Raw genomic sequence first — 25,173 nt, 5'->3', positions numbered from 1 at the left:
CGTCCACGCATCTACGACCCACAGACAGGTGGTGACCCATGCCCAAGAGGCTTGATCAGGCGGTCCTCGAGGACATCGCGCGAGGCATGCACCACGATCCACACACCGTGTTGGGACCCCACCCCCACGCAGATGGCGTGACGATCCGCGTGCTGCGGCCTCTCGCCGAGTCGGTCGAGATCGAGACGCTCGGGGGGCGCTTCCCCGCCGAGCACGAGCACCAGGGGATCTGGGTCGCCGACCTTCCGGGCACCGAGGTGCCCGACTACCGGGTGCACGCGACCTACGACGGCGTCGCGTCGGTCGCGGACGACCCGTACCGCTTCCTGCCGCTGCTGGGCGAGCTGGACCTCCACCTCATCCGCGAGGGTCGTCACGAGCGACTGTGGGAGGCGCTCGGCGCGAACGTGCGCCGCCTCGACTCGGTCTTGGGCGACGTCGTGGGCACCGACTTCGCGGTGTGGGCACCGAACGCGCGCGCCGTGCGCGTCGTGGGCGAGTTCAACCACTGGCAGGGCGCGGCGCACGCGATGCGCACGCTCGGGTCCTCGGGCATCTGGGAACTGTTCATTCCCGGGATCGAGTCGGGCACCGCATACAAGTTCGAGATCCTCGACAAGAACGGCCACTGGCGCCAGAAGGCCGACCCCATGGCCCGGCGCACCGAGATCCCGCCGGCCACCGCATCGGTGGTCGAGGAGTCGACCTACACCTGGGGCGACGCTCAGTGGCTCGAGAGCCGCGCGGGCACGCAGCCCCACCGCAGCGCGATGAGCGTGTACGAGGTGCACCTGGGCTCGTGGCGCCAGGGTCTCGGGTACGTCGAGCTCGCGGACCAGCTCACGGCCTACGTCACCGAGCTCGGATTCACGCACGTCGAATTCCTGCCCGTGATGGAGCACCCCTTCGGCGGCTCGTGGGGCTACCAGGTGTCGGGCTACTACGCCCCGACGTCGCGATTCGGCTCCCCCGATGAGTTGCGCTACCTAATCGACACCCTCCACCAGGCGGGCGTGGGCGTGATTCTCGACTGGGTGCCCGGCCACTTCCCCAAGGACGAGTGGGCGCTCGGGCGCTTCGACGGCACGCCGCTGTACGAGCACCCCGACCCGCTCCGGGGCGAGCAGCCCGACTGGGGCACGTTCATCTTCGACTTCGGGCGCGCCGAGGTGCGCAACTTCCTGGTCGCGAACGCGGTGTACTGGCTGCACGAGTTCCACGCGGACGGTCTCCGGGTCGACGCGGTGGCCTCGATGCTCTACCTCGACTACTCGCGCGAGGCGGGTCAGTGGCGACCCAACGTCCACGGCGGCCGCGAGAACCTCGATGCGATCGCCTTCCTGCAAGAGACCAACGCGACGGCGTACCGCAACGCGCCGGGCATCGTCATGATCGCCGAGGAGTCCACGGCCTGGCCCGGCGTCACCGCGGCCACCAACCAGGGGGGCCTCGGGTTCGGGCTCAAGTGGAACATGGGCTGGATGAACGACACGCTGCGCTACATGGGCGAGGAGCCCGTGCATCGCTCGTATCACCACCACACGGTGACCTTCTCGCTCATGTACGCGTTCTCGGAGCACTTCATGCTGCCGCTGTCGCACGACGAGGTCGTGCACGGCAAGGGCTCGCTCGTCGACAGGATGCCCGGAGATCACTGGCAGAAGATGGCCGGCCTGCGCGCGCTGCTCGCCTACCAGTGGACGCATCCGGGCAAGCAGCTGCTGTTCATGGGCTGCGAGTTCGGCCAGTATGCGGAGTGGTCCGAGGGGCGCTCGCTCGACTGGTGGCACCTCGAGGACCGCCTTCACGAGGGCGTGCGACGGATGGTGGGCGATCTCAACCGCCTCTACCGCGACACTCCCCCGCTGTTCGAGCGCGACTCGGATCCCGGCGGCTTCCGATGGATCGAGGCCGACGACGCCAAGCACAATGTGCTCGCGTTCCTGCGCGGCGACGAGTCGGGCGAACAGGTCGCTGTCGTGGTGAACTTCGCCGGCGTGCCCCACGAGAACTACACGCTCCCCCTGCCCCACCCCGGGGCGTGGGACGAGGTGTTCAACACCGACGCCGAGGCCTACGGCGGCTCCGGCGTGGGCAATCTGGGCCGCGTCGAGGCCGTCGCGCGCGAGCGGCACGGCTTCCCCGCGGTCGCGCAGCTGCGCGTGCCCCCGCTCGGCGCGGTCATCCTCAGGCGTCCCCGGGGTTAAGAGGGCCCGTACGGCGCTGTACCACTGCTGCTGCGCCCGTCCTGTCGGCTCCGCCACACGTTTTCGCGGCTCCGCCACACAGGTCCCGGCGTGTCGCCGGCGAGTCGCGCCCGCAAAGGCCGCAGAGGGACGATGCCGGGGTGGGTTGTGTGGCGCAGCCGCAAGAGTGCACGGCGGCCAGACTGCAAACCCTTGACCGCCCGTATCGGCTGCGCCACACGTTTTCGCGGCTCCGCCACACAGGTCCCGGCGTGTCGCCGGCGTGTCGCGCCCGCGGAACCTGCTGAGGGCCGATGCCGGGGCGGCTTGTGTGGCGGAGCCGCAGAACAGCGCGGTGTGGCGGAGCCGCAGGACAGCGCGGTGTGGCGGAGCCGCAGAACAGCGCGGTGTGGCGGAGCCGCAGGACAGCGCGGTGTGGCGGAGCCGCAGAACAGCGCGGTGTGGCGGAGCCGCAGGAGAGCGAGTGGAGACTGCTAGTACAACGCGGAGGCGAGCGCCTGGCGCGCCCTGAGCACGCGAGGGTCGGCGGGGTCGACCACGTCGAACAGCTCGAGCAGTCGTGCCCTGACGCGCTCGCGTTCGTCGCCCGCGGAGGCCCGCACCAGGTCGATGAGTCGACCGAAGGCGTCGTCGAGCTGACCGCCGATCACGTCCAGATCCGCGACAGCGAGCTGCGCGTCGACGTCGTCCGGTCGCTCGGCCGCCGCGGCGCGCACCGCCGCCAGGTCCGCGAGCCGCGACCGGGCCATCAGCCGCACCTGGGCACGACCACTGCGCGCCTCGCCGTCCTTGGGGTTGTCGCGGAGCGCGCGGTCGTAGACCGCCTCGGCCCCCTCGAGGTCGCCGCGCTCGATCGCGTCGTAGGCCTCCTGGTGGAGCGGAGGCACCGCCGGCTCGGCGGGCGGCTCGGGCGCGCTCACGCCCGCCGCCGCTCCCATCTGCTGCGCCGCCTGCACCACCTGCGCGATGAGATCCGTGATCTGCTCACGCGTCGCGGCGCCCTGGAACAGCGGCGCAGGCCTGCCGCCGATGAGCGCGACGGCCGCGGGCACGGACCTCACCTGCAGGGCCTGGGCGATCACCGGCTGGGCGTCGACGTCACACGCGGCAAACGTCACGCCCACCCGCCCGGCATCCTCCGCCAGCGCCTTCGCGATCTCCTCGCTCTGCGGGGAGGCCGCGGCAATGAAGGCGATGACGACCGGCGTCTCGAGTGAACGCTGCGCGAGGTCCTGAAACTGGGCCTCGTCGATCGTGGCGAGTCCGGACTCGGCGCGGCGCGAGCGCGCGGCGAGCGCGGCAAGGTCGACGGCGCCGCGCAGCGGGCCGGTGGGGTCAGTCATGGGTCTCCTTGAGCAGGGGCTACTTGGCCTGGACGCGGACCAGGTGGTGGTCGGCGGCCACCACGGCGGGCTTAGCCTCGGGATCGGCCGGGATGTGAATGACGACGAAGTCGCTATAGGTATGCGTCACGGCCGCCTTGAGGTCACCCTCCACCAGGGCCTTGTCCGCGGCGGAGATCGACACCGTGGCGCCGTTCTTGACGGCGAGCCGCGACGTGATGCTCAGCGGCGCGAACACCAGCGCGCCGCCGTCAGCCGTGGCCATGGCGAACGTGTCGTCGAGGCGCGCCTCGATCGTGTCCTTGAAGCCGCCGTCGCCCTTCTTCGCCGCGGCGTCGAGCGCCTTGCGTGCCTCGAAGAGCCGCTCGCGGTACGTGTCGGCCTCGAAGGACTCGGCGACATCGCTTCCGGAGCCCTCGGTGAGCAGCGTCACGTAGTCGTTGACCGCCTGCTCGGGCGTGACCGCAAGGGTGTCGGTGTCGAGCGGGAGCTGATTCGATCCCGTCGCGGTGCCTGGCATCGCGGGCAGCGATGCCCCCGGAATCATGTGCGCCCAGTTCACGAGCGCGTAGTCCGCGTCGATGTCCTCCTGCACCCACATGAGCACCACGGGCGTGGAGTCCTCGGCGGCCTCGGAGACGCCGACCATGATGCGCGGGAACACGCCCTCCGCGCTCACGTACACGGCCTGCATCGTCCCGGGCAGCTCGGTCACGGCGCCCTCATCGCCCGCCTCGCTCAGCGCGTACTGCACGCCGCGAATGGTCGCCGCGGGGTCGGCGACCCTCGCGGTCAACAGTGACGCGTCGAGCGCCTCGTCCGCGGCCGCGAGTTCGGCAAAGGTCGCGGGGACGATGCGGTCCACCTGGGTCTGGGTGATGGCGGCGGGCTCCTGCACGGCAGGGGCAGTCACGACATCGGGCACCGGTGGGGTGCACCCGCCAAGCACGGCGAGCGACGCGACCGCCACGGTCGCCGCAAGGGCTGACCTTCTCATGCGCGGTCCTCCTTGTCGTCGTTGCCTTGACCCTCGCCCTGCTCACGTGCGGCGCGCGCGGCGTCTGCCGCGGCATCGTCCGCCCGTGGCGACGGGACCACGGGGACCTCACCGGTCCAGTCCTCGGCGGGCGCGGCAACCACGGGAATGCCGTTGGTCGCGGTCGCCGCCTCGCGACGCTCGCGGCGGCCGCCCGGTACGGCGGGCTCCGACGGGCGGCGTGCGGCGACCGAGGACTCGACCTTCGATCCCGCGGTGCGCATGTCGATCACGAGCGACACCAGGGCGACGAGTCCGAAGAAGGCGAGCACCCCGCCCCACCACTTGAGCGGGCCCACCCAGCCGTCGTTGACGACGCGCTCGATGCTGAACTCCACGCTCTCCAGCGGTTCGCCGTCGACCGACTCGACGACCAGGACGAGCCCGTCGGGGATCTCGCTCGCGGCGAGCGTCAGGGTCGACGAGCCGGTCCACGAGTCGCGCCAGATGTCCGCGAGTGCGGGCTCGGGCGTGGGCGACGCCGAGGCTGAGGGCGACGAGGAGGGCGATGCGGAAGGGCTCGCGGAGGGGCTGGGCTCCGGCGAGGCCGAGGCACTTGCGGACACGCTCGGCGAGGCCGAGGGCGAGGCCGACGGGTCGACGGCGGGCGCCTCGGTCACGAACGGCTCGACCGTGAGATCCTCCCAGGTCACGATGCCCGTCACGGCGGTGACGTCGCGGGTCGCTGCCCAGAGCTCGACGTCCTCGGCACGGCCCGCGTACGCAGCGATGTCATCCGTCCCCGCAATCGTGACCGAGCCGTCCGCCACGGTCTCCACGAGGTCGGGGCCGATCACGAGGACGGCAGTCTCCAGGCTCGCGCGCGGGGTGCCGACGGCTTCGGGGCGCATGGCGTCGGCGATGAGACCGCCGATGAGCAACAGCAGCCCGAGCGCGCCTGCAATGAGCGCGGTGGTGCGCAAAGTCACGTGGTTCTCCGATCGTCTCGCCTTTCACTCTACGAGACATGCACCGAACGCGGCTGACGCCAACTTTGTTCCACGCACCGCACGAGCATTACCCTGGGGGACGAGCGCACGACCCGCGGCCGTGGGCGTCGCGACGAGGAGAGCCATGCCCGAAGAGATCCTGCCGTTCCCGCTCGCGATGCGCGGCTACGACCGCGAGGCGGTCGCCGCCCACATCGCCCGGCTCGAGGACGCGGCGCGCGAGCAGGCCGCCGCGGCTGAGGAGGCGCGGCGAGAGGCACAGCAGGCTCGATCGTCGCTCGACGAGGCGCAGAAGGCGCTGCGGGAGTCCGAGCAGCCCACGTATAAGGGCCTCGGCGCGCGCGTCGAGCAACTCCTCCGCTCCGCCGAGGAGCAGTCATCCGATGTCATCGCGAGGGCCACGACGCACGCTCAAGACACCGTCGCTCGGGCGAATGTGGCCGCGCAGCAGCTCCGCGCACGCGCGGACAACGAGGTGGCCGAGATCCTTGCGCAGAGCAGGCGCGAGGCCGACGAGATCAAGACCCAGGCCGAGCACGCCGCCGCGGGGATGCGCGAGGCCGCCGAACGCCAGGCGGGCGAGGCGCTCGAACGCGCCCAGCGCGAGGCGGAGCGGGTGCGGTCGGCCGCGGAGGCCGAGGCCGCCGAGCTGCGCGCCACCGGCGAGCGCGAGGCCCACACCCTGCGCGCGGGAGTCGAGCGCGAGACCACCGAGCTGCGCGTGACGAGCCAGCGCGAGGCCGCGGACCTGGTCGATGCCGCCCGCGCCGACGCCGAGCAGAAGCTCGCGCACGCGCACCAGGAGTCGAACCGCCTTCGCGATGAGGCCGCGAGCTTCCTCGCCGCCGCTCACGCCGAGGCCGACGAGCTCGCCGAGGCGACCCGCATCGAGACCGAGCGCCTGAAGTCCGACGCCGCGCGCGTGGTCGCCGAGTCGCGTGAGGAGGCCGCCGCGACGCGCAAGGCGGCCGAGTCCGCTGCCGCCCAGCTCCGCGCCGAGGCCGAGAGGGAGGCCGCCAACGCGCGCGCCGTCGCCGAGGCGGAGGCCTCCGACATGCGCATCTCCGCCGAGAGCGATGCGGCCACGATGCGCAACGACGCCGCCGCCGCTCTCGCGCTTGCCGGCGAAGAGGCGCAGGAGACGCGCGAGGCCGCGGACGCCGCCGCCGCCGAGGTCACGCGTCGCGCCGCCGACGAGGCGGCCCAGATGAGGACCCTCGCCGATCGCGAGACGGGTCAGCAGCGTCGCGAGGCCGACGCCTACGCCGCGGACCTGCGCCACGCCGCCGAGGAAGAGACCGCGCAGCTGCGCCACGCGGCCGAGCAGGAGATCGCCGACCTGCGCGCCGCCGCCGAGCGCGACGCCACGCAGCTCAAGGCGGCGTCGCACGCCGAGTCGACTGAGCTGCGCGAGAGCGCCGAGGCCTACGCCGCACAGCTGCGCCAGGAGACCGAGGCATGGGTCGCTCACCTGCGCCAGGAGACGGAGACCTGGGCCTTCACCGAGCGGCGGGACGTCGAGGCCGAGGTCACGGCGCGCCGCCAGGAGACAGAAGGCTGGGCCGCTCAGCTCCGTCAGGAGACCGATGCGTGGGTCACGCAGGCGCGTCAGGAGGCCACCGCGTGGGCCGCCGACCACCGCCAGGAGGCGGAGTCCGAGGTGGCCGCGCTGCGGCAGGCGGCAGCGACGGAGACGGCAGCACTGCGCCAGGCCGCCGAGGCGGAGACGGCAGCTCTGCGCCAGGCCGCCGAGGCGGAGACGACCGCATTGCGCCAGGCCGCCGAGGCGGACACGACCGCGCAGCGTCAGTCGATGGAGGCCTGGGTCGCGGCGCAGCGTCAGGCGACGGAGGCCTACGACACCGACACCCGCCGCGAGGCCGACTCCTACGGCGCCGAGACGCGCCGCGAGGCGGACTCGTACGCCGTCCGCGAGCGTCAGGCTGCCGAGGTCTACGCGGCCGAACAGCACCGTTCCGCCGACGCGTACGCCGCGCAGCAGCGCCGCGACGCGGACGCCTACGCCGCACAGCAGCGCCGCGATGCCGACTCCTACGCGGCACACGTGCGCGACGCGGCCGACGAAGAGGTCACGCAGCTCAGGGACGAGGTCGCCGCCGAACTCGCCGCGCTGCGCGCGCAGGTGACGGCCGAGACCGAGGCCCAGCGCGCCGAGGCCGACGCGCATCACAAGGAGGCGCGCCGTCAGGCCGCCGAGCTCCGCCGTGCGGCGGAGGAGGAGGCGGGAGCCCTCAAGGCGACCGCCACCACCGAGGCGCTCCACCTCCGCCAGTCCGCCGAGTCCGAGACCGCGGACCTGCGCGGCGCAGTCAACGCCGAGATCGCCGAGCTCCGCTCGACGACCGACGCCGAGGTGGCGCGGCTCACGCGCGAGGCAGAGTCGGTGCTGGCGAAGGCACAGCAGCAGGCTTCGGCGCTGCGCGCAACCTCCGAGCGCGATGCGAAGGACGCGATCGCAAACGCTCAGGCCGAGGCACAGCGACTGCTCGAGACCGCGACGGTCGAGTCGACCCGCCTGCGTGAGGAGGCCGCCGCCGAGGCCGAGGCCGCGCACGAGGACGCCCGCCGCACGCGCGAGGACCTCGAGCTCGAGATCGTCACCAAGCGCGACCAGTCAGAGCGCGAGCTCACCCGCCGCCACGAGGAGGCGAAGGCGGAGACCGCGGCCATGGTCGACGACGCGAAGCGCCGTACCGCGGAGGCGGAGGAGCGCCTCAGCATGACCCTCGAGCGCGCCGAGAACGTACGCCGCGAGGCCGAGGCGCACTCGCAGACGCTGCTCACGAACGCGCGCAACAACGCGGACGAGATCGTGTCGGACGCGCGCGAGCACGCCGAGGCGATCATCTCGGAGGCCGTGAGCGACGCCGAGCGCGAGCGGACGATGGCCGCCCGCGAGGTCGACGAGCTCAACCGCCAGCGCGAGTCCATCACCACGTACCTCGACGACCTCCGCGGCCTGCTCACGGCGGACCCCGTCGGCAACCTCGCTCGCGCGAGCCGCCTCCAGGCGGAGCACGAGGCGACGGGACAGCCGGAGGCATGACCGAACCCGACCGCGACGACAGGCTGGCGATGGCGGATGCGCTTGAGCGCCGCCGCCAGGCGGAGTCGCGGGAGGCGGCGGTGCTGATCGCGCAGTTCGCGCGCGACGCGGCGGCCGCGGGAGTGCGCGCCGAGGTGCTCACCGCCCGCTCGTACAACGGGCAGTCGCGCGTGCGCACGCAGGTGACGGGGTGGTACCTCAAGCGGGACCGGTCGGTCGGGGTCGGCACGGACGGCCTGTTCTACGTGCTGTCGACTCCAGTTGGCCTGCGTGAGCGCCTGCGAGGAGCGACCCTGTCCCCCGCCGACCCGCCGCTCGAGCTCGGCCGGGGAGCACGCGACGGCGAGTCGCTGCCGCTCGTCGAGGCCCTGCGTAAGCGCCTCGATGCGGGTTCCGACTGGCGCTGACCGGTCCGCCGCACGGGCGTGGCAACGGGAGGCACCCCACGCCCCCCTCGTGGTGAGGTGCCTCCCGCACACGCCATCGTGACACGGGTCGAGCGGGCAGGCCAGGCCCTACCGAAAAGTTCACAAACCGGTAACGCCGCCGTGATCGAGCACCGCGTGTCAGCGCGGGCGGCTACCTCCGCGCCGCCACCGCGAGGACCTCCTCCACGAGCGCGGATACCGCCTCGGGCGCCTCCATCGCGCACAGGTGCCCCACGCCGGGAAGCACCGCGGCCGTGACGCCGAGCGCGTCCGCCATGACCGCCGCATCGTCCCTTCCCACGATCGCGTCGAGCTCTCCCACCGCGACCGCGGCCGGCACGTCGAGGCCCCTCAGGACCTCGGTGCGATCGGGTCGGGACGCCATGGCGCGCTGGCCCCACGCGATCCCCTCGCCAGCGTGTCTCGCGACATTCGCGGCGACCGCGTCGACGAGCGCGGCACGTGCGTCACCCCTGGTACCCACGAGCGTCTCCGCGACGCCACGCGGATCGGGGTGCCCGGGAGCGCCCTCCACCTGAGCGGCGAGCGACAGGCGCTTCTCGCGCGCGTCGTCGGTGTCAGCGGTGGACTTGGTGCCCAGCAGGACCAGCCCCGCGACGGCCTCGGGATGGCGCTCGGCGACCGCCATCGCGACGTAACCCCCCATCGAGCATCCGGCCCACACCGCGCTGTCGTGACCGGTGACCTCGCGCATCGCGAGTACCGCGGCGTCGGCGATGAGGTCGAGGCTCGGCTCCTCGTCGGGCAGTGGCATGTCGCCGATGCCAGGCACGTCGAACGTGATGATGTCGCCGGGGGCGTCGGGTAGCGCGGAGAGCAACGGCTCCCACTGGGCGCGGTCGACGGGAAAGGCGTTGAGCAGGACAAGGGGCGTGCCATCGGGAACGATGCTCACGGAGGACTCCTTCGCGTCGCGGCTGATCTCATTCCCCCATGTCGGGCGGCACCGCGTGCGGGAGCGGCGCGCGGTCGGGGGCGACCCTCGAGACGATCTGGTCGAGGACGAGTGCCACGAACCTCTCCCCGACCCACAGGTGCTTGGCCTCGGGAACGTCCACGAGCTCGAGTTGGGTCAGCGGTGCGAAGCGCTCGCGCGCCTCGTCGGGGCGCAGGAAGTCGTCGAACTCGGGGACCAGCGCGGTGACGGGGCGACCGGTAGCCGCCCAGGCCCGCAGGTGCTCCTCGCGAGCGCGGTGGAGCGGCGGCGAGAGCAGGATCGCTCCCGCGACGTCGAGGTCACTGCCGTGCATGAGCGCGAGCTCCGTGCCGAAGCTCCATCCGACGAGCCAGCGATTCGGGAGCCCGCGCGCGACCGCGAAATCGACGGCGGCGCGCACGTCCGCGGCCTCGCCCACACCCTCGTCGAACGCGCCGTCGGACGTCCCGCGCGGCGACGACGTGCCGCGCGTGTTGAAGCGCAGCACCGCGACGCCCGCGAGCGCGGGCAGCCGCCAGGCAGCCTTGCGGAACACGTGGGAGTCCATGAAGCCCCCGTGAGTGGGCAGGGGGTGCAGCGTGATGAGCGTCGCGGTCACGGGACCGTCAAGCGGCAGCGCAAGCTCGCCCACGAGAGTCAGCCCGTCCTCGGTGCGCAGCTCAATGTTCTCGCGGTCGGCCCGCAGGACCGTCATCGAGCGCAACTCGACAGCCTCTCCCGCCGCGACCACGGCATCGTCCCTCTCGTCAGCCACGCGACCTCCCGAACGTCTCCCAGCACGCGGTGTGCCAGTGCCTGCGGCGCGAGGCCGCCTCCTCCTCGCCGAAGAGCCCCCCGGACGGCCACGCCACCACGTGCTGCAGGTCGCCGGGAATCTCCCGCGAGCACCCGGGACAGGTGTAGGCCTTGTCGCTCGGACGCGGCACGGCGACGAGGTACTCCTCGCCGCGCGGCCCACGCTCGACGCGTGCCGGGCCGCCGGTCCGCAGCCGGTCCGCGTCGAGCTCCGGGTGCGGCTGACCGTACGGGCGCTTGGATGAGCGACGTCCGGACGGCATGCGCCCAGTCTACGGACTGACGCAGGGGCCGAAACCGGGCCGGTCCTCGCGGCAGCCGCGCGGACCGCGGTCAGTACGTGCGGGCCGGCGTCTCCGTGACGGACTCGAGCTCTGCGAGCGGCAGCAGGGAGCGGCGGCGCAGCGTCTCGCGGTACCAGTACGCGGAGTCCTTCCACGTGCGGACCTGGGTGTCGTAGTCGACCCGCACGATCCCGAAGCGCTTGGCGTAGCCCTGCGCCCACTCGAAGTTGTCCATGAGGCTCCACGCCATGTACCCGCGCACGTCCACGCCCTCCTCGATCGCGGCGAGCACCGCGCCGAGGTGGTCGTGGAAGTAGGACACCCGCTCGTCGTCGCGCACACGACCCTCACCGTCCAGGACGTCCTCCCACGCGCCGCCGTTCTCGGTGACGTAGAGCGGCTTGCCCGTCTCCCGCTGGATCTTCACCAGGTGAGCGTGCAGCGCGCCCGGATCGACGTTCCAGCCCATCGCCGTGCGCTTCCCCGGCGGGGGCATGAACTCGATCTCCTCGTCCCCCGGCCACGGGGAGTTCGCGCCGGCCTTGTGCCCGTCGGCCAGGGTCGCGACCTCGGACACCGCGGTCGACTTCCGCGGGTTGTGACGCACTACGTGAGAGGCGTAGAAGTTGACCCCGAACCAGTCGACGGCGCCCTTCATCTCCTCCAGGTCGCCGTCCTTCACGAAGGACCAGTCCGTGAGGTGCGCGGTGTTCGGGCGCAGGATCGCGGGGTACGTGCCGTGGATGAACGGCTCGTGGAACATGGTGTTGGCCAGCGCGTCGATGTGCGCGGACGCGGCCTGATCCGAGGGGTTCGACGGGTCCCACGGGCGCGGCGTGTGCGAGTTGTTGACGATCCCGACCTGCAGGTCGGGGTGTTCCGCCTTGATCGCGCGGTACGCCCGCGCGTGGGCGAGCAGCAGGTGGTGGGCCGCGATGAGGCCCTCCTCGTCGCTCGCATGGCCCGGCGCGTGTGCTCCAGCTCCGTAGCCCACGAACGAGCTCACCCACGGCTCGTTGAAGGTCGCCCACACGTCGACAGCGTCGCCTAGCTCGCGCGCCATGCGCGTCGCGTAGACCACGAACGCGTCCACGGTGTCGCGGCTCAGCCATCCGCCGTTGTCCTCGAGCGCCTGCGGAAGGTCCCAGTGGTACAGCGTCACGAGCGGGCGAATGCCGCGCTCCACCAGCCTGTCGACGATTCCGCGGTAGAACGCGATGCCCTCGGGGTTGAAGTCCCCCGTCCCGGTCGGCTGCACGCGCGGCCACGCGATCGAGAAGCGATACGCCTGCAGACCCAGGTCGACCATCATGTCGATGTCCCGCTCCCACCGGTGATAGTGGTCGCATGCGACATCGCCGTTGTCGCCGCCCACGACCGTGCCCGGTGTGTGCGTGAACGTGTCCCAGATCGATGGGCCGCGGCCGCCCTCGGCCACCGCGCCCTCAATCTGGTACGCGGCGGTGGCAGCTCCGAACAGGAAGGAGTCGGGAAAAGTCATGGCGAGAGCCTAGCCGAAACGATTCGAGGCGCGTGCCTCCTCGATGGGCGGCCGCGCTGCTGCGCGTCGATCCGCCTCGATTCCCGCACCTCTCCGCCCCTCAACCGCGCTGTGAGGTGCTCAGTGCCCGGAATCGTCCGAAACGGGCACTGAGCACCTCCCCAGGCGCAGGGCGCGCGGGCACAGTCGGGCGCGGGGCGAGTCAGAACAGTCGCGAGCTGAGGTCCTCATTGCCGCGCATCGACTCGTAGTCGAGCACCAGGCAGCGGATGCCCCTGTCCTCCGCGAGCACCCTGGCCTGCGGCTTGATCTCCTGCGCCGCGAACACGCCCGTCACGGGGGCCAGCAGCGGGTCGCGGTTGAGCAGCTCAAGGTAGCGCGTGAGCTGCTCGACGCCGTCGATCTCGCCCCTGCGCTTGATCTCGACGGCCACGGCCGCGCCCGAGCGATCCCGCGCGAGGATGTCGACGGGGCCGATCGCGGTCATGTACTCGCGCCTCACGAGCGTGTGGCCGTCTCCGAGCAACGCAATCTGTTCCGCCAGGAGCTCCTGGAGGTGCGCCTCGACCCCGTCCTTGATGAGGCCGGGGTCGACGCCCAGCTCGTGCTCGGTGTCCGCGAGCACGTCGTGGAGCTCGATCTCAAGACGGTCGTCGGTCTTGTCGTGCTGGACCACCCACACCTCGGCGACCCCGCGCGCGGCGGCCTCCTCGGAGACGGCCACCACGCGCATCGTGCACGGCGGGCTCATCCAGTTGAGCGGCTTGTAGGAGCCGCCGTCGGAGTGCAGCAGCACCGAGCCATCCGCCTTGACCATGATGGCGCGCGTGGCGAGCGGCAGATGCGCCGACAGCCGCCCGGTGTACCGGGCCGCGCAGCGCGCGATCACCACCCGCATCAGGACTCGGCCGGGGCCGTCTCCTGGTGGTCCTCCACGGGCTCGACGACGACGGTCACGACGTCGTGGTCGAAGGACAGGAAGCCGCTCTCGATGGGGAACTCGGCGTCGCCATCGGCACCGCCACGCACCCGGACCACGCCGGACTTCAGCACGGAGAGCACGGGCTCGTGGCCGGTGAGCAGGCCGATCTCGCCCTCGACGGTCGGGGCCACGAGACGCTCCGCCGTCCCCGACCAGAGCACCTGGTCGGGGGCGACGACGTCGACAGTCAGGGGGCCGGCCATGATCAGCCGATCTCCTTCTGGATGCGGGCCCAGTTGCGCTCGAGGTCCTCGAGGCCACCGATGTTAAAGAAGGCCTGCTCCGAGATGTGGTCGTAGGCACCGTTGACGAGCCCCGAGAACGCCTCGACGGTCTCGGACAGCGGCACGGTGGAACCCTCGACGCCCGTGAACTGGGTCGCCATGTAGGTGTTCTGCGAGAGGAACTGCTGGATCTTGCGCGCGCGGGCGACGATGATCTTGTCCTCTTCGCTGAGCTCGTCCACACCGAGGATCGCGATGATGTCCTGCAGCTCCTTGTTGCGCTGGAGGATCGACTTCACCGCGTTGGCGGTGTCGTAGTGGTCGCGTCCCACGTAGCGCGGGTCGAGGATGCGCGACGTCGACGTCAGCGGGTCGACCGCCGGGTAGAGGCCGCGCGACGCGATCTCACGCGAGAGCTCAGTCGTGGCGTCGAGGTGAGCGAACGTCGTCGCGGGAGCGGGGTCCGTGTAGTCGTCGGCGGGCACGTAGATCGCCTGCAGCGAGGTGATCGAGTGGCCGCGCGTCGACGTGATGCGCTCCTGCAGCTGGCCCATCTCGTCCGCGAGGTTGGGCTGGTAGCCCACCGCGGACGGCATGCGGCCGAGCAGGGTCGACACCTCGGAGCCCGCCTGCGTGAAGCGGAAGATGTTGTCGATGAACAGCAGCACGTCCTGCTTCTGCACGTCACGGAAGTACTCCGCCATGGTCAGCGCGGACAGCGCCACACGCAGACGCGTGCCCGGCGGCTCGTCCATCTGACCAAAGACAAGGGCGGTCTGCTTGATGACGCCCGACTCGGTCATCTCCTGGATGAGGTCGTTGCCCTCACGCGTGCGCTCACCCACACCGGCGAACACCGACACACCGTTGTGGTTGTTGGCGACGCGGTAGATCATCTCCTGGATGAGGACGGTCTTGCCCACACCGGCGCCTCCAAAGAGGCCGATCTTTCCACCCTGCACGTACGGGGTGAGCAGGTCGATGACCTTGATGCCCGTCTCGAACATCGCGGTCTTCGACTCGAGCTGGTCGAAGGCGGGGGGCTTGCGGTGGATGGGCCAGGTCTCGTTGACCTCGATGACCTCGCCCGGCTCCGCGTTGAGGACGTCGCCGGTCACGTTGAACACGTGGCCCTTGGTGACGTCACCCACCGGCACCGAGATCGGCGCGCCGGTGTCGGTGACCTCAGCGCCACGGACCAGGCCGTCCGTGGGCTTGAGCGCGATGGCGCGCACCAGGTTGTCGCCGAGGTGCTGCGCGACCTCGAGCGTCATATGCAGCACGCCCTCGTCCTCGCCCTGCGCGGACAGGTCGATGTCGACCTTGAGCGCGCTGTAGATGTCGGGGATAGCGTCGGCCGGGAACTCGATGTCAACAACCGGGCCGATGACGCGGGACACGCGACCCACGACGGGTCGCTCCTGCGCGTCCTTGGCGGGAACCGGCGCCTCCGCGGCCGGCGACTCCTGCGTCACGGGCGCCTTGGCCTTGGCGGTCTTGGCGGTGGGGGTCATGGCTCTCTCGCTTCCGGTCACGAGGCCGCGAGCGCATCGGCGCCCGAGACGATCTCGCTGATTTCCTGGGTGATCTCTGCCTGACGCGCCTGATTGGCGAGTCGGGTGTAGTTACGGATGATGTCCTCGGCGTTCGAGGTCGCGGTGTTCATCGCGCGCTGGCGGTTCGCGAGCTCGGAGGCCGCGGACTGCAGCAGGCTCGCGAAGATGCGCGACTCGATGTACCGCGGCAGCAGCGCGTCGAGCACCTCCTCCGCGGACGGCTCGAAGTCGTACAGCGGCTCGATCTCGCCCGGCTCGGCCTCGACCACGCCCTCGACGATCTCGAGGGGGAGCAGTCGGATGACGCGGGCCTCCTGCGTCACCATCGAGGTGAAGCGGGTGAAGACGATCTGAATCTCGTCGACACCGCCATCCTCCTTGGACGCGGCGAAGCGATCAAAGAGCGCGCGCGAGATCTCTCGTGCCGTCTCGCGCGTGGGGGCGTCGGACGCTCCCACCCACGAGCCGGCGAGCTCGCGACGACGGAACGCGAAGTACGAGACCGCACGGCGGCCGGCCGCAAACTGCACGACCTCCTTGCCCTGCGCCTCGAGACGTCCCCGCAGACGCTCCGACTCGCGGATGACGTTCGCCGAGTAGGCGCCCGCCATTCCGCGGTCGGCGCTGATGACAAGGATCGCGACGCGGCCGGTGTCGTCACGCTTGCTCGTCAGCGGGTGCTCGACGCTGGAGTGCGCCGCGACCGCGCTGATGGCACGCGTGATGGCCCTCGTGTACGGCATGGCGTGCTCGACGCGCGAGCGTGCCTTGCCGATGCGCGAGGCGGCGATGAGTTCCATCGCACGGAAGATCTTCTTGAGCGACTGGGTCGCCTTGATCCTCTGGCGATAGACGCGTTGCTGTCCGGCCATCGGCTACTTCTTCTTCTTCTCCGCGACGATCTGCTCCTGCTCGACCGCGACGGACTCGCCGTCGTCGACCGTGGAGTGAGTCGTCAGCGCGGTGTTCTCGGACTCGAGGAACGTCGACACGTAGTCGTCAACGTGGGTGCTCAGCGCGGCCTCGTTCTCGTCCGACAGCTGACCGGTGGTCGCGATGTCATCGAGAATCGAGGTGTTGCGGCGCAGGTGGTCGAGCAGCTCGCGCTCGAAGCGCAGCACGTCGCCCAGCGCGATCTTGTCGAGCTTGCCCTTGGTGCCCGCCCAGATGGACACGACCTGCTCCTCGACCGGGTACGGCGAGTACTGGGGCTGCTTGAGCAGCTCCATGAGGCGCGCACCACGCGTGAGCTGCTGGCGGGACGCCGCGTCGAGGTCGGACGCGAACATCGCGAAGGCCTCGAGCGAGCGGTACTGGGCGAGGTCGATCTTGAGCGTTCCCGAGACCTTCTTCATGGCCTTGACCTGCGCCGAGCCACCCACGCGGGACACGGAGATGCCGACGTCGATCGCGGGACGCTGGTTGGCGTTGAACAGGTCGGACTGGAGGAAGATCTGTCCGTCCGTGATCGAGATGACGTTGGTCGGGATGTAGGCCGAGACGTCGTTGGCCTTCGTCTCGATGACGGGCAGGCCGGTCATCGAGCCGGCGCCCATCTCGTCCGACAGCTTCGCGCAACGCTCGAGAAGGCGGCTGTGCAGGTAGAACACGTCGCCGGGGTACGCCTCGCGGCCCGGCGGGCGACGCAGCAGCAGCGACACCGCACGGTAGGCCTCGGCCTGCTTCGACAGGTCGTCGAAGATGATGAGGACGTGCTTGCCGTCGTACATCCAGTGCTGACCGATCGCGGAGCCCGTGTAGGGCGCGAGGTACTTGAAGCCGGCGGGGTCGGACGCGGGAGCAGCGACGATGGTCGTGTACTCGAGCGCGCCTGCCTCCTCGAGAGCGCCACGCACGGCGGCGATGGTCGAGCCCTTCTGACCGATCGCGACATAGATGCAGCGCACCTGCTTCGAGGGGTCGCCGGTCTCCCAGTTCGCCTTCTGATTGATGATCGTGTCGATCGCGATCGCGGTCTTGCCGGTCTGGCGGTCACCGATGATGAGCTGGCGCTGGCCGCGGCCGATCGGGATCATCGCGTCGATGGCCTTGAGGCCCGTCTGCAGCGGCTCGTGCACGGACTTGCGCGCCATCACGCCGGGGGCCTGAAGCTCGAGGGCGCGACGGCCGGTGGTCTCGATCTCGCCGAGGCCATCGATCGGCGTGCCCAGCGGGTCCACGACGCGTCCCAGGTAGCCGTCACCGACGGCGACCGAGAGAACTTCGCCCGTGCGGTGCACCGGCTGGCCCTCCTCGATACCCGTGAACTCGCCCAGCACCACGACGCCGATCTCGCGGACGTCGAGGTTGAGCGCGAGGCCCAGCGTTCCGTCCTCGAAGCGCAGCAGCTCGTTCGCCATGCAGCCCGGCAGCCCCTCGACCTGCGCGATGCCATCGCCAGCGAGGGTCACGCGACCCACCTCGTCGACCACGGCGCCCGTGGGCTCGTAGGACTTCACGTAGCTGTCGAGTGCAGCCCGGATCTCGTCGGGGCTGATCGTCAACTCTGCCATGCCATCTCTCCTGTCAGTACCGCGGTGCGGCATTGGTGCGTCGGCGCTAGCCGACGAGTCGTCGTCGTGCGTCGTCGAGTCGAGACAGGACGGTGCCGTCCACCACCTCGGACCCAACCTGGACTCGGATGCCGCCCAGGACCTGGGGGTCCACGGCGACGTTGATCATGACCTCGCGGCCGTAGGCATCCGACAGGATGCCGGCGAGGCGCGTGCGCTGGGCGGCGCTGAGCTCAACAGCGGCCGTGACGTGCGCGAGCAGGCGGTCGCGGTGCTCCGCGGCCGACTCAAGCAGAGCATCGATCGCGGGCACCAGGCGGCGGCCGCGCGGCGTGCCGACCACGCGCTCCATGAGCGCCTGGGTCGTGGGCAGGAGCTTGCCGCCCAGCACGCCCTCGAGGAGAGCGAGACGCGTCTCCTTGGTGGCCGCCCTGTTGCTCATGGCGGTGAGCAGGTCGCGGTTCGCGAGCAGCTGACGCTGCACGCGGAACAGCTCCTCCTGCACCGCCTCGAGCGTGCCCTGGCTCTGCGCGTACGCGAAGATCGCGCGCTCGCCCGCGTCGTCGATCGCTTCCGCGAGGTCTTCAACGGTGATCCACCTCGCGGACACGAACCGCGCCAGCACGTCCTGGACCCTCGGGTCGAAGGACGAGAACACGGCCCGCACCAGCCCGGCCTTGTCGTGGCCTGACCGCGACGGATCGGTGAGCGCACGGCGCAACGAGCCGGAGGCGTCGAGCGCCTCGACCGCGGCGAACAGCTGCTCGGCGAGGACCAGACCCTGGTCCCCTCCCGCCGTCACCACGGGCTCGAACTCGCGCAGCACCGCGTCACGCGACTCCTGGCTCGTTCCACGCATGTGCTTAGCCCTCCGCCTTGACCGTCGACTCGAGGTCGTCGAGGAATGCGTCGATCACGCGCTGCTGACGCGCATCGTCCGCGAGCGACTCCCCCACGATGCGGGACGCGAGCTCGGTGGCGAGTTCGCCCACCTCGGCCCGGAGCGCGATCACCGTCTGGTGACGCTCCGCCTCGATCTGGCGCTGCGCGGTGTCGATGATCCGCTCCGCATCCTTGCCCGCGCGGCGACGCGACTCGGCAAGGATCTGAGCAGCCTCGACGCGCGCGTCCTCGCGGATGCGGGCAGCCTCGGCTCGCGCCTCGGTCAGCTGCGCCGTGTACTCCTCGAGTGCTGCGGCGGCCTCGGCCTGAGCCTTCTCCGCCTTCTCGATGCCACCCTGGATCAGCTCGGCACGCTCGTCGAGCACCTTCTGCAGCTTCGGCAGGAGGATGCGCGTGAACACCACCGCGATGATCACGAAGATGACGAACGACCACAGGATGTCGTACGGCGCGGGGATGACCGGATTCTGGTTGCTCCCCTCCTCCGCTGCGAGGGTGAGTGAAGTGAGAATGCTCATGAGCCGCGTTTAGAAGACGAAGCCGGCGACGAAGCCCAGGAGCGCGAGCACCTCGACGAACGCGACACCGATGAACATGGTGGTGCGCAGCTGGCCGGCAACCTCGGGCTGGCGCGCCATGCCCTCGACGGTCTTGCCGATCAGGATGCCCAGACCGATGCCGGGGCCGAGCGTGGCGAGGCCGTATCCGATGGTGGCGAGGCCTGCGATGTCCAGTTCCACGATATTTCCTTCCGTAGGTACTGCGGGAGGCCCGTGCCTCCGCAGGAGTAGTGGTTAGTGCTCCTCTTCGAGGGCCATGTTGAGATAGACCGCCGAAAGCATGGTGAAGACGTAGGCCTGCAGCAGCGCGACGAAGACCTCGAACAGCGTGAACGCGAAGCCGCCCAGGAACGTCAGCGCACCCGCGGCCTTGATCGCGCCCGAGGCCTCGAAGAAGAGGTACTGGGTGCCGGCGAAGGCGACGACGAGCAGCAGGTGACCCGCGATCATGTTCGCGGTGAGTCGCAGCGCGAGAGTGAACGGGCGCAGGAAGAAGACCTGCAGGAACTCGATCGGCGTGAGCAGGATGTAGATCGGCCACGGCACGCCCGCGGGGAACAGCGACGTCTTGAGGTAGCCGCCGAGCCCGTGCTTCTTGATGCCGACGCCCAGGTACATCACGTAGACCCACAGCGCCATGATGATCGGCAGCCCGATCACGGACGTTCCCGCGATGTTGAGGAACGGGATCACGCCGGTGATGTTGAAGAAGACGATCGCGAGGAACAGCGTCGTGAGGAACGCGACGTAGGGGCGAGCCTTGTCCTTGCCGATCACCTCCTCGGCGATCTGCACGCGCACGAAGTCAAGGGCGTACTCGATGAACGACTGGAAGCGGCCGGGCACGACACGCGCGCGGGCGGCCACCACCCAGAACACCACGATGAGCGCGACCGCGGCGATCACGCGAACCAGCGTGATGCGGTTGAACTCGAAGAGGGTGCCCTCCCACAGCAGCGCCTCGGGGAAGAACTCACCGATCGTCGGCGCGTGGAAGCCGTCGGAGCTGAAGAGCCACTGGAAGAAGTTCTGAGACTCGCCCGAGCCCTCGGCCTCTGCGCCGACGGCCGCTGCCAGTAGGTTGGTCACGAAAGCTCCTGTGATCTGCTGGGGGGCAGGACGATGCCCCGCCCCGCGACTGGTGGACAGCCTAACCTATGGAATCCGGGACTAAGTACCCGGATCGACATACGGCACGCGCGACCGGCGCAGGCTCATCATGTCGATGCCGAGCGACAGGATCAGGCCCACCACCACGGTGATTCCGAACATGGGCCTGTGGAAGCCGTCGATGCCCGCGAGGACCACGAGCGCGATCACCACGAGCACCATCTTGCCCAGCCACGAGAACAGCACGATTCCCGCCATCGCCTGGGGCGATTGGCGGTGCGAGACGAGCATCGCGACCTGGGTGGGGATGGCGCCCAGCGCGGCCACGGCCGCGCCAGCGACGCCGGCGATCAGGCCGGCGCTACCCACCACCAGCCAACCCACGCCCGCGGCCACCGCCGCGAGCGCGACGAGCGCGATCACCGTGGTGCGCATCGCGCGCCGATAAACCTCTGCCTCGGGGGTCATGCGTCCTCCTTGGACGTCGTCGGGGTGCCCACGGCATCGTCCTCACGGACGCTCCTGCCCTCGGGGGTCGCCCGTTGAAGCGCGAACACGGCGTGACCGGCACGCCGCCACTGGCGCGAGAAGAACCGCGCGAAGCGCGGGGACAGCGTCACGGCCGCGGCTCCCGCGATGCCGAGCACGATCGCGACCGCCGACAGCCACGGCGGCAGGAAGACCACGGAGACCGTCCCGAAGGACAGCACGGCGGTCCACAGGTACAGGACGGTCACCGCCCAGCGGTGCGAGTGCCCGCGGCGCAGCAACAGGTGATGGAGGTGGTGCTTGTCGGGCGAGAAGGGCGACTCCCCCCTCGCCGCGCGACGGATCACGGCGGCCGTCATGTCGATGAGCGGGACCGCGAGCACCATGATCGGCAGCATGATCGGAATGAAGGCGGGGATGCGCTCTCGCTCCGAGATCACCGCGGGGTCGATCTGACCCGTGACGATGATCGCCGCCGCCGCGAGCATGAGGCCCAGCACCATCGAGCCGGAGTCGCCCATGAAGATGCGCGCGGGGTGCACGTTGTGCGGCAGGAAGCCCAGGCACGCGCCCACGAGCAGCGCGACCACGATGGTCGCGAGGGACGAGTAGTCGCCCGGCGACGCCGACCTCGCGAGCAGATACGTGTACGTGAAGAACGCGAGGCCGCCGATCGCGATCATGCCCGCCGCGAGTCCGTCCAGGCCGTCGACGAAGTTGACGGCGTTCATCGCGATGACCACGACAAACACCGTCGCGATGAGCGAGACATACGAGCTGCCGATCGTCACTCCGGCGATCGGGACGGTGACCAGCTGCACGCCTCCCCACGCGAGCACGAGCCCCGCGAGGAACTGGCCTCCGAGCTTGGCCATCCAGTCGAGGTCCCAGATGTCATCGGCCATGCCCAGCGCACACACGATCGCCGCCGCACCGAGCACGGCCCAGGGCTCGCGACCCGCGGCGAACACGGGATCGAGGAACGGGACGGCCGAGGCCACCACCCCCGCGACGGCGAGTCCGAGGAAGATCGCGATGCCGCCGAGCCTCGGGATGGGGGTGGTGTGGACGTCGCGCTCGCGCACCGCCGTGATCGCGCCCACGCGGAACGCCAGGTGGCGCATCGCGGGAGTGGCGACGTACGCGACGAGCGCCGCGATCGCCATCAGGGTGAGATAGACCTTCACCCGTCGGCACCCTCGAGGGCTTCCCCCACGAGGGACGCCAGGGTCTCGCGAGACACCCCGCCCTGGCGGACGATGCGCAGGCGAGGGCCCGTGGCATCGACGATGGTCGAGGCGACGCCGAGTGGGCTGTCACCTGCGTCGAGGTACACCGCGACGGCGTCACCGAGCTGCTCGTGCGCCTCGAGCGCCGTCGTGGCGGCGGGCTCGCCGGTGCGGTTCGCGCTGGTGACGGCGAGCGGCCCCGTGCGGCTCAGCAGGGCGAGGGCGGAGGGATGATCGGGCACGCGCAACGCCACGGTGCCGCCGGTCTCCCCCAGGTCCCACGCGAGCGAGGGCTGGGCGTGCACGATCACCGTGAGCGCGCCGGGCCAGCAGGATTCCATGAGCGTGCGGGCGGCGTCGGGAACGTCGCGCGCGAGCCCGTCGACGGTCCTCACGCTCGGGATCAGCACGGGCGGTGGCATCTGCCTGCCGCGGCCCTTCGCCGCGAGGAGCGCGGCGACGGCGGGAGGCTGAAAGGCATCGGCCCCGACCCCGTACACGGTGTCGGTGGGAAGCACGATCACCGCGCCGCGGGCGACGGCGTCGACGGCGGCGTCGAGCGACGGGCCCCAGGTTTCGGGGTCGCGACAGTCGAGAATCACGGCGCCAGTCTGTCAGACCCCGACGCGGGTCGCCACGAGCATGCGGTCGCGACCGGTGAGATCCGTGAGCGTGCGGACGTCGCCCCACCACTCCGACGACTCGGCGTACGCGCGCATCGCGGCGCCCTGGTCGTCGCCGTGCTCCATCACCACGACCCCGCCCACGCGCAGCAGCCGCTGTGCCTCGTCGAGGATCGCGCGCGGGACGTCGAGGCCGTCCTCGCCGAGCCCGTAGAGGGCCTGCGGCGGGTCGTGGCGCGCGACCTCGGGGTCACGGGGCACGGCGTCGGTCGGCACGTACGGCGGATTCGACACCACCACATCCGCACACGCGTCGAACTGACGCAGGCAGTTGCGGGCGTCCCCATAGACGGTCCGCAGTCGCCTGCGGACGTCGGTGGGCTGATAGCGGGCGTTGAGGCGCAGGTAGACGAGCGCCTCTTCGCTCGCCTCGACCATCGCGACCTCGGCCTCGGGGATCTCGGTCGCCACGGAGATGCCGATCGCCCCCGAGCCGGCGCACAGGTCGGTCACGCGCACCTCGCCGCGTAGCTCGAGCGCAGCGCGCGCGGCGGCGATCGCCACGCCCGCCACGACCTCGGTCTCGGGGCGCGGGACGAACACGCCGGGGCCCACCTGAAGCTCGAGCGAGCGGAAGTAGGCCTTGCCTGTGATGTGCTGGAGCGGCTCACGCTCGACGCGACGCGTGACACGCGCCTCGAGGAGGTCGAGGTCCGCGCCGGGGGGCCATTCGTCGTCGCGCGCGGCCGCGGTGCGGATGTACGACGGCTGGAGTCCTAGTGTGTGGGCGATGAGCACGATCGCGTCGTGCTGGGGTGAGGGAACGCCCGCCTCCTCGAGGCGGCGAGTGGTGTCGCGCAGACGCGCGCCGACGGTGGGCACGATGGGTCTCCCGCTCTCCTCGGCGCCTTACTCCGCGGAGTCGAGGCGGGCAGCCTCGTCCGCGTCGATCGCAGACTGAATGACCGGCTGCAGGTCGCCGCCGAGCACCTGGTCGAGGTTGTAGGACTTGTACCCCGTGCGGTGATCCGCGATGCGGTTCTCGGGGAAGTTGTAGGTGCGGATGCGCTCCGAGCGGTCGACGGTGCGGATCTGCGACTTTCGCATGTCCTGCGCCTCGGCGTCCGCGGCCTCCTTCTGCGCGGCGAGGAGTCGGGCGCGCAGGATGCGCAGCGCCGACTCCTTGTTCTGCAGCTGGCTCTTCTCGTTCTGGCAGCTCACGACGATTCCGGTCGGCAGGTGCGTGAGGCGCACCGCCGAGTCTGTCGTGTTGACCGACTGGCCGCCAGGGCCGGATGAGCGATAGACGTCCACGCGGACGTCGTTCATGTCGATCTCGACCTCGGAGACCTCCTCGACCTCCGGGTAGACCAGCACGCCCGCGGCGGAGGTGTGAATCCTGCCCTGCGACTCGGTCGCGGGCACGCGCTGCACGCGGTGCACGCCGCCCTCGTACTTGAGCTGGGCCCAGACGCCGTTTTCCGGCTCGACCGCCCCACGCGACTTGATCGCGACGGAGACGTCCTTGTATCCGCCCATGTCGGTGTGCACCGCCTCGAGGACCTCGGCCTTCCAGCCCTTCGTCTCCGCGAAACGCAGGTACATCTTGAGCAGGTCGCCCGCGAACAGCGCGGACTCCTCGCCGCCCTCGCCGGACTTGATCTCGAGGATCACGTCGCGTGCGTCATCGGGATCGCGAGGGATGAGGATGCGGCGCAGCCGCTCGGTCTCGGCCTCGACGGCCTCCTCGAGGGCAGGCACCTCGGCCGCCATCTCGGGGTCGACCTCCGCCATCTCGCGGGCCGCGTCGAGGTCGTCGCTCGCGGCCTGCCAGGCACGATGTGCCGCGACGACGCGGCCGAGCTCCGCGAACCGACGCCCGAGCGTGCGCGCTCGCGCCCCGTCCGCATGCACGGAGGGGTCGGCGAGCTGACGCTCGATGTCGGTGTACTCGTCCAGCATCGGCTGGACGGCGGCGAAGGCCTCGGCCACGTCGTCGGGCGGGTGACTACTTGTTGCCGTAGCGGCGCTCGAAGCGCGCCACGCGACCACCGGTGTCCATGATCTTCTGCTTGCCGGTGTAGAACGGGTGGCAGGCCGAGCAGACCTCGACGCTGATCGCGCCGGACGTCACGGTGGACTTGGTCTCAAACGTGTTGCCGCAGGTGCACGTGACAGTGGTGGCCACGTACTCGGGGTGGATGTCCTTCTTCATGATCTCCCTTAGAGGTGCCGCCGGGTCCGCACGCGTACCTCGCGCTCGGTGAACCGGCTGGCCAGCGTTCTATTCTGCCACGGCTGTCAAGGGCGACGCGACGCGCGTCCTGGACAGGGCATCGTTCCCTCTCCGCGACTCTGCTCCGTCGCGCCCGCCCCCATTGTGCCCACCCCGCCGCACCCGCCCGGGACATCACT

General features: G+C 70.6%; 25 protein-coding genes. 3 read left to right on the top strand and 22 right to left on the bottom strand.

Annotated features, from left to right (window positions below):
• Positions 1-38: 38 nt before the first annotated feature.
• Positions 39-2,207: a 1,4-alpha-glucan branching protein GlgB gene (gene glgB / locus ABEA62_RS07685; protein ID WP_345379443.1), complete on the top strand. Its 2,169-nt coding sequence runs from the start codon at positions 39-41 to the stop codon at positions 2,205-2,207.
• Positions 2,208-2,680: 473 nt separating this feature from the next.
• Here glgB and ABEA62_RS07680 read toward each other — a convergent pair whose 3' ends face one another.
• The 3 genes from ABEA62_RS07680 to ABEA62_RS07670 are packed head-to-tail and all read right to left on the bottom strand — an operon-like array spanning position 2,681 to position 5,515.
• Positions 2,681-3,550, bottom strand: a complete 870-nt coding sequence (locus ABEA62_RS07680; RefSeq protein ID WP_286215311.1) for a co-chaperone YbbN — start codon at positions 3,548-3,550, stop codon at positions 2,681-2,683.
• Between the two features lie 19 nt (positions 3,551-3,569).
• Positions 3,570-4,547, bottom strand: coding sequence for a DUF8094 domain-containing protein (locus ABEA62_RS07675; protein WP_286215310.1), 978 nt, complete (start codon positions 4,545-4,547; stop codon positions 3,570-3,572).
• Positions 4,544-5,515, bottom strand: coding sequence for a hypothetical protein (locus tag ABEA62_RS07670; RefSeq protein WP_286215309.1), 972 nt, complete (start codon positions 5,513-5,515; stop codon positions 4,544-4,546). The genes ABEA62_RS07675 and ABEA62_RS07670 overlap by 4 nt, the downstream gene beginning before the upstream one ends.
• Positions 5,516-5,660: 145 nt before the next feature.
• On the opposite strand from ABEA62_RS07670, the gene ABEA62_RS07665 reads away from it, so the two are divergent.
• Both ABEA62_RS07665 and ABEA62_RS07660 read left to right on the top strand, forming a co-directional pair.
• Positions 5,661-8,603, top strand: a complete 2,943-nt coding sequence (locus ABEA62_RS07665) for a hypothetical protein (RefSeq protein WP_345379440.1) — start codon at positions 5,661-5,663, stop codon at positions 8,601-8,603.
• Positions 8,600-9,010 (top strand): hypothetical protein, encoded by a 411-nt coding sequence (locus tag ABEA62_RS07660; RefSeq protein WP_286215307.1) that lies wholly within the window; start codon positions 8,600-8,602, stop codon positions 9,008-9,010. Before ABEA62_RS07665 ends, ABEA62_RS07660 begins: the two co-directional genes overlap by 4 nt.
• Positions 9,011-9,182: 172 nt before the next feature.
• Here ABEA62_RS07660 and ABEA62_RS07655 read toward each other — a convergent pair whose 3' ends face one another.
• From ABEA62_RS07655 to rpmE, 19 genes are all read right to left on the bottom strand, one after another.
• Positions 9,183-9,947 carry an alpha/beta fold hydrolase gene (locus ABEA62_RS07655; protein WP_286215306.1) on the bottom strand — a complete coding sequence of 255 codons (765 nt, stop codon included), beginning with the start codon at positions 9,945-9,947 and terminating at the stop codon, positions 9,183-9,185.
• Between the two features lie 28 nt (positions 9,948-9,975).
• Positions 9,976-10,683 carry an alpha/beta hydrolase gene (locus tag ABEA62_RS07650; protein ID WP_286216793.1) on the bottom strand — a complete coding sequence of 236 codons (708 nt, stop codon included), beginning with the start codon at positions 10,681-10,683 and terminating at the stop codon, positions 9,976-9,978.
• A 52-nt stretch (positions 10,684-10,735) separates the two neighbouring features.
• The gene (locus ABEA62_RS07645; protein ID WP_345379437.1) at positions 10,736-11,047 is read right to left on the bottom strand and encodes a hypothetical protein; all 312 of its coding nucleotides are present in this window, start codon (positions 11,045-11,047) and stop codon (positions 10,736-10,738) included.
• A 70-nt stretch (positions 11,048-11,117) separates the two neighbouring features.
• The gene (locus ABEA62_RS07640) at positions 11,118-12,569 is read right to left on the bottom strand and encodes a glycoside hydrolase family 1 protein (protein ID WP_286215304.1); all 1,452 of its coding nucleotides are present in this window, start codon (positions 12,567-12,569) and stop codon (positions 11,118-11,120) included.
• 202 nt (positions 12,570-12,771) lie between these two features.
• Positions 12,772-13,467, bottom strand: a complete 696-nt coding sequence (gene nucS / locus ABEA62_RS07635; RefSeq protein WP_286215301.1) for an endonuclease NucS — start codon at positions 13,465-13,467, stop codon at positions 12,772-12,774.
• A complete protein-coding gene (locus ABEA62_RS07630; RefSeq protein WP_286215299.1) occupies positions 13,467-13,754 on the bottom strand; it encodes a F0F1 ATP synthase subunit epsilon in 288 nt (95 codons plus the stop codon). The genes nucS and ABEA62_RS07630 overlap by 1 nt, the downstream gene beginning before the upstream one ends.
• Before the next feature lie 2 nt (positions 13,755-13,756).
• A complete protein-coding gene (atpD, locus tag ABEA62_RS07625) occupies positions 13,757-15,289 on the bottom strand; it encodes a F0F1 ATP synthase subunit beta (protein WP_345379434.1) in 1,533 nt (510 codons plus the stop codon).
• Between the two features lie 17 nt (positions 15,290-15,306).
• Positions 15,307-16,203, bottom strand: a complete 897-nt coding sequence (locus ABEA62_RS07620) for a F0F1 ATP synthase subunit gamma (RefSeq protein WP_286215298.1) — start codon at positions 16,201-16,203, stop codon at positions 15,307-15,309.
• A 3-nt stretch (positions 16,204-16,206) separates the two neighbouring features.
• The gene (atpA, locus tag ABEA62_RS07615; protein WP_286215297.1) at positions 16,207-17,844 is read right to left on the bottom strand and encodes a F0F1 ATP synthase subunit alpha; all 1,638 of its coding nucleotides are present in this window, start codon (positions 17,842-17,844) and stop codon (positions 16,207-16,209) included.
• Positions 17,845-17,890: 46 nt separating this feature from the next.
• Positions 17,891-18,703, bottom strand: a complete 813-nt coding sequence (locus ABEA62_RS07610; protein WP_286215295.1) for a F0F1 ATP synthase subunit delta — start codon at positions 18,701-18,703, stop codon at positions 17,891-17,893.
• Between the two features lie 4 nt (positions 18,704-18,707).
• On the bottom strand, positions 18,708-19,265 hold the full coding sequence (locus ABEA62_RS07605; protein WP_286215294.1) for a F0F1 ATP synthase subunit B: 558 nt from the start codon (positions 19,263-19,265) through the stop codon (positions 18,708-18,710).
• 9 nt (positions 19,266-19,274) lie between these two features.
• Entirely contained in the window at positions 19,275-19,481 is a 207-nt protein-coding gene (locus tag ABEA62_RS07600; protein ID WP_234989227.1) for an ATP synthase F0 subunit C, read from the bottom strand.
• A 60-nt stretch (positions 19,482-19,541) separates the two neighbouring features.
• A complete protein-coding gene (gene atpB, locus ABEA62_RS07595; protein WP_286216790.1) occupies positions 19,542-20,288 on the bottom strand; it encodes a F0F1 ATP synthase subunit A in 747 nt (248 codons plus the stop codon).
• A gap of 189 nt (positions 20,289-20,477) precedes the next feature.
• Positions 20,478-20,885 carry a Cg1360 family ATP-synthase-associated protein gene (locus ABEA62_RS07590; protein ID WP_286215293.1) on the bottom strand — a complete coding sequence of 136 codons (408 nt, stop codon included), beginning with the start codon at positions 20,883-20,885 and terminating at the stop codon, positions 20,478-20,480.
• Positions 20,882-22,093: an MraY family glycosyltransferase gene (locus ABEA62_RS07585; RefSeq protein WP_345379429.1), complete on the bottom strand. Its 1,212-nt coding sequence runs from the start codon at positions 22,091-22,093 to the stop codon at positions 20,882-20,884. The genes ABEA62_RS07590 and ABEA62_RS07585 overlap by 4 nt, the downstream gene beginning before the upstream one ends.
• Complete coding sequence (locus ABEA62_RS07580) at positions 22,090-22,734, bottom strand: L-threonylcarbamoyladenylate synthase (protein ID WP_286216788.1); 645 nt, start codon at positions 22,732-22,734, stop codon at positions 22,090-22,092. Before ABEA62_RS07580 ends, ABEA62_RS07585 begins: the two co-directional genes overlap by 4 nt.
• Before the next feature lie 15 nt (positions 22,735-22,749).
• Positions 22,750-23,640: a peptide chain release factor N(5)-glutamine methyltransferase gene (gene prmC, locus ABEA62_RS07575; protein WP_345379427.1), complete on the bottom strand. Its 891-nt coding sequence runs from the start codon at positions 23,638-23,640 to the stop codon at positions 22,750-22,752.
• 27 nt (positions 23,641-23,667) lie between these two features.
• The gene (prfA, locus tag ABEA62_RS07570) at positions 23,668-24,750 is read right to left on the bottom strand and encodes a peptide chain release factor 1 (protein WP_286215289.1); all 1,083 of its coding nucleotides are present in this window, start codon (positions 24,748-24,750) and stop codon (positions 23,668-23,670) included.
• Positions 24,751-24,766: 16 nt separating this feature from the next.
• A complete protein-coding gene (rpmE, locus tag ABEA62_RS07565) occupies positions 24,767-24,973 on the bottom strand; it encodes a 50S ribosomal protein L31 (RefSeq protein ID WP_286215288.1) in 207 nt (68 codons plus the stop codon).
• Between the last annotated feature and the right edge of the window lie 200 nt (positions 24,974-25,173).

The organism is Demequina sediminis (assembly GCF_039545075.1).
Classification (GTDB): Bacteria; Actinomycetota; Actinomycetes; order Actinomycetales; family Demequinaceae; genus Demequina; species Demequina sediminis.
This window is presented reverse-complemented; position numbering and strand designations above follow the sequence as displayed.

Excerpts from the sequence above, each read along its gene's own strand:
- glgB (WP_345379443.1), top strand. The coding sequence starts at position 39 with ATGCCCAAGAGGCTTGATCAGGCGGTCCTCGAGGACATCGCGCGAGGC.
- ABEA62_RS07680 (WP_286215311.1), bottom strand. The coding sequence starts at position 3,550 with ATGACTGACCCCACCGGCCCGCTGCGCGGCGCCGTCGACCTTGCCGCG.
- ABEA62_RS07675 (WP_286215310.1), bottom strand. The coding sequence starts at position 4,547 with ATGAGAAGGTCAGCCCTTGCGGCGACCGTGGCGGTCGCGTCGCTCGCC.
- ABEA62_RS07665 (WP_345379440.1), top strand. The coding sequence starts at position 5,661 with ATGCCCGAAGAGATCCTGCCGTTCCCGCTCGCGATGCGCGGCTACGAC.
- ABEA62_RS07660 (WP_286215307.1), top strand. The coding sequence starts at position 8,600 with ATGACCGAACCCGACCGCGACGACAGGCTGGCGATGGCGGATGCGCTT.
- ABEA62_RS07650 (WP_286216793.1), bottom strand. The coding sequence starts at position 10,683 with ATGACGGTCCTGCGGGCCGACCGCGAGAACATTGAGCTGCGCACCGAG.
- ABEA62_RS07645 (WP_345379437.1), bottom strand. The coding sequence starts at position 11,047 with ATGCCGTCCGGACGTCGCTCATCCAAGCGCCCGTACGGTCAGCCGCAC.
- ABEA62_RS07640 (WP_286215304.1), bottom strand. The coding sequence starts at position 12,569 with ATGACTTTTCCCGACTCCTTCCTGTTCGGAGCTGCCACCGCCGCGTAC.
- nucS (WP_286215301.1), bottom strand. The coding sequence starts at position 13,467 with ATGCGGGTGGTGATCGCGCGCTGCGCGGCCCGGTACACCGGGCGGCTG.
- ABEA62_RS07630 (WP_286215299.1), bottom strand. The coding sequence starts at position 13,754 with ATGGCCGGCCCCCTGACTGTCGACGTCGTCGCCCCCGACCAGGTGCTC.
- atpD (WP_345379434.1), bottom strand. The coding sequence starts at position 15,289 with ATGACCCCCACCGCCAAGACCGCCAAGGCCAAGGCGCCCGTGACGCAG.
- ABEA62_RS07620 (WP_286215298.1), bottom strand. The coding sequence starts at position 16,203 with ATGGCCGGACAGCAACGCGTCTATCGCCAGAGGATCAAGGCGACCCAG.
- atpA (WP_286215297.1), bottom strand. The coding sequence starts at position 17,844 with ATGGCAGAGTTGACGATCAGCCCCGACGAGATCCGGGCTGCACTCGAC.
- ABEA62_RS07610 (WP_286215295.1), bottom strand. The coding sequence starts at position 18,703 with ATGCGTGGAACGAGCCAGGAGTCGCGTGACGCGGTGCTGCGCGAGTTC.
- ABEA62_RS07605 (WP_286215294.1), bottom strand. The coding sequence starts at position 19,265 with ATGAGCATTCTCACTTCACTCACCCTCGCAGCGGAGGAGGGGAGCAAC.
- ABEA62_RS07590 (WP_286215293.1), bottom strand. The coding sequence starts at position 20,885 with ATGACCCCCGAGGCAGAGGTTTATCGGCGCGCGATGCGCACCACGGTG.
- rpmE (WP_286215288.1), bottom strand. The coding sequence starts at position 24,973 with ATGAAGAAGGACATCCACCCCGAGTACGTGGCCACCACTGTCACGTGC.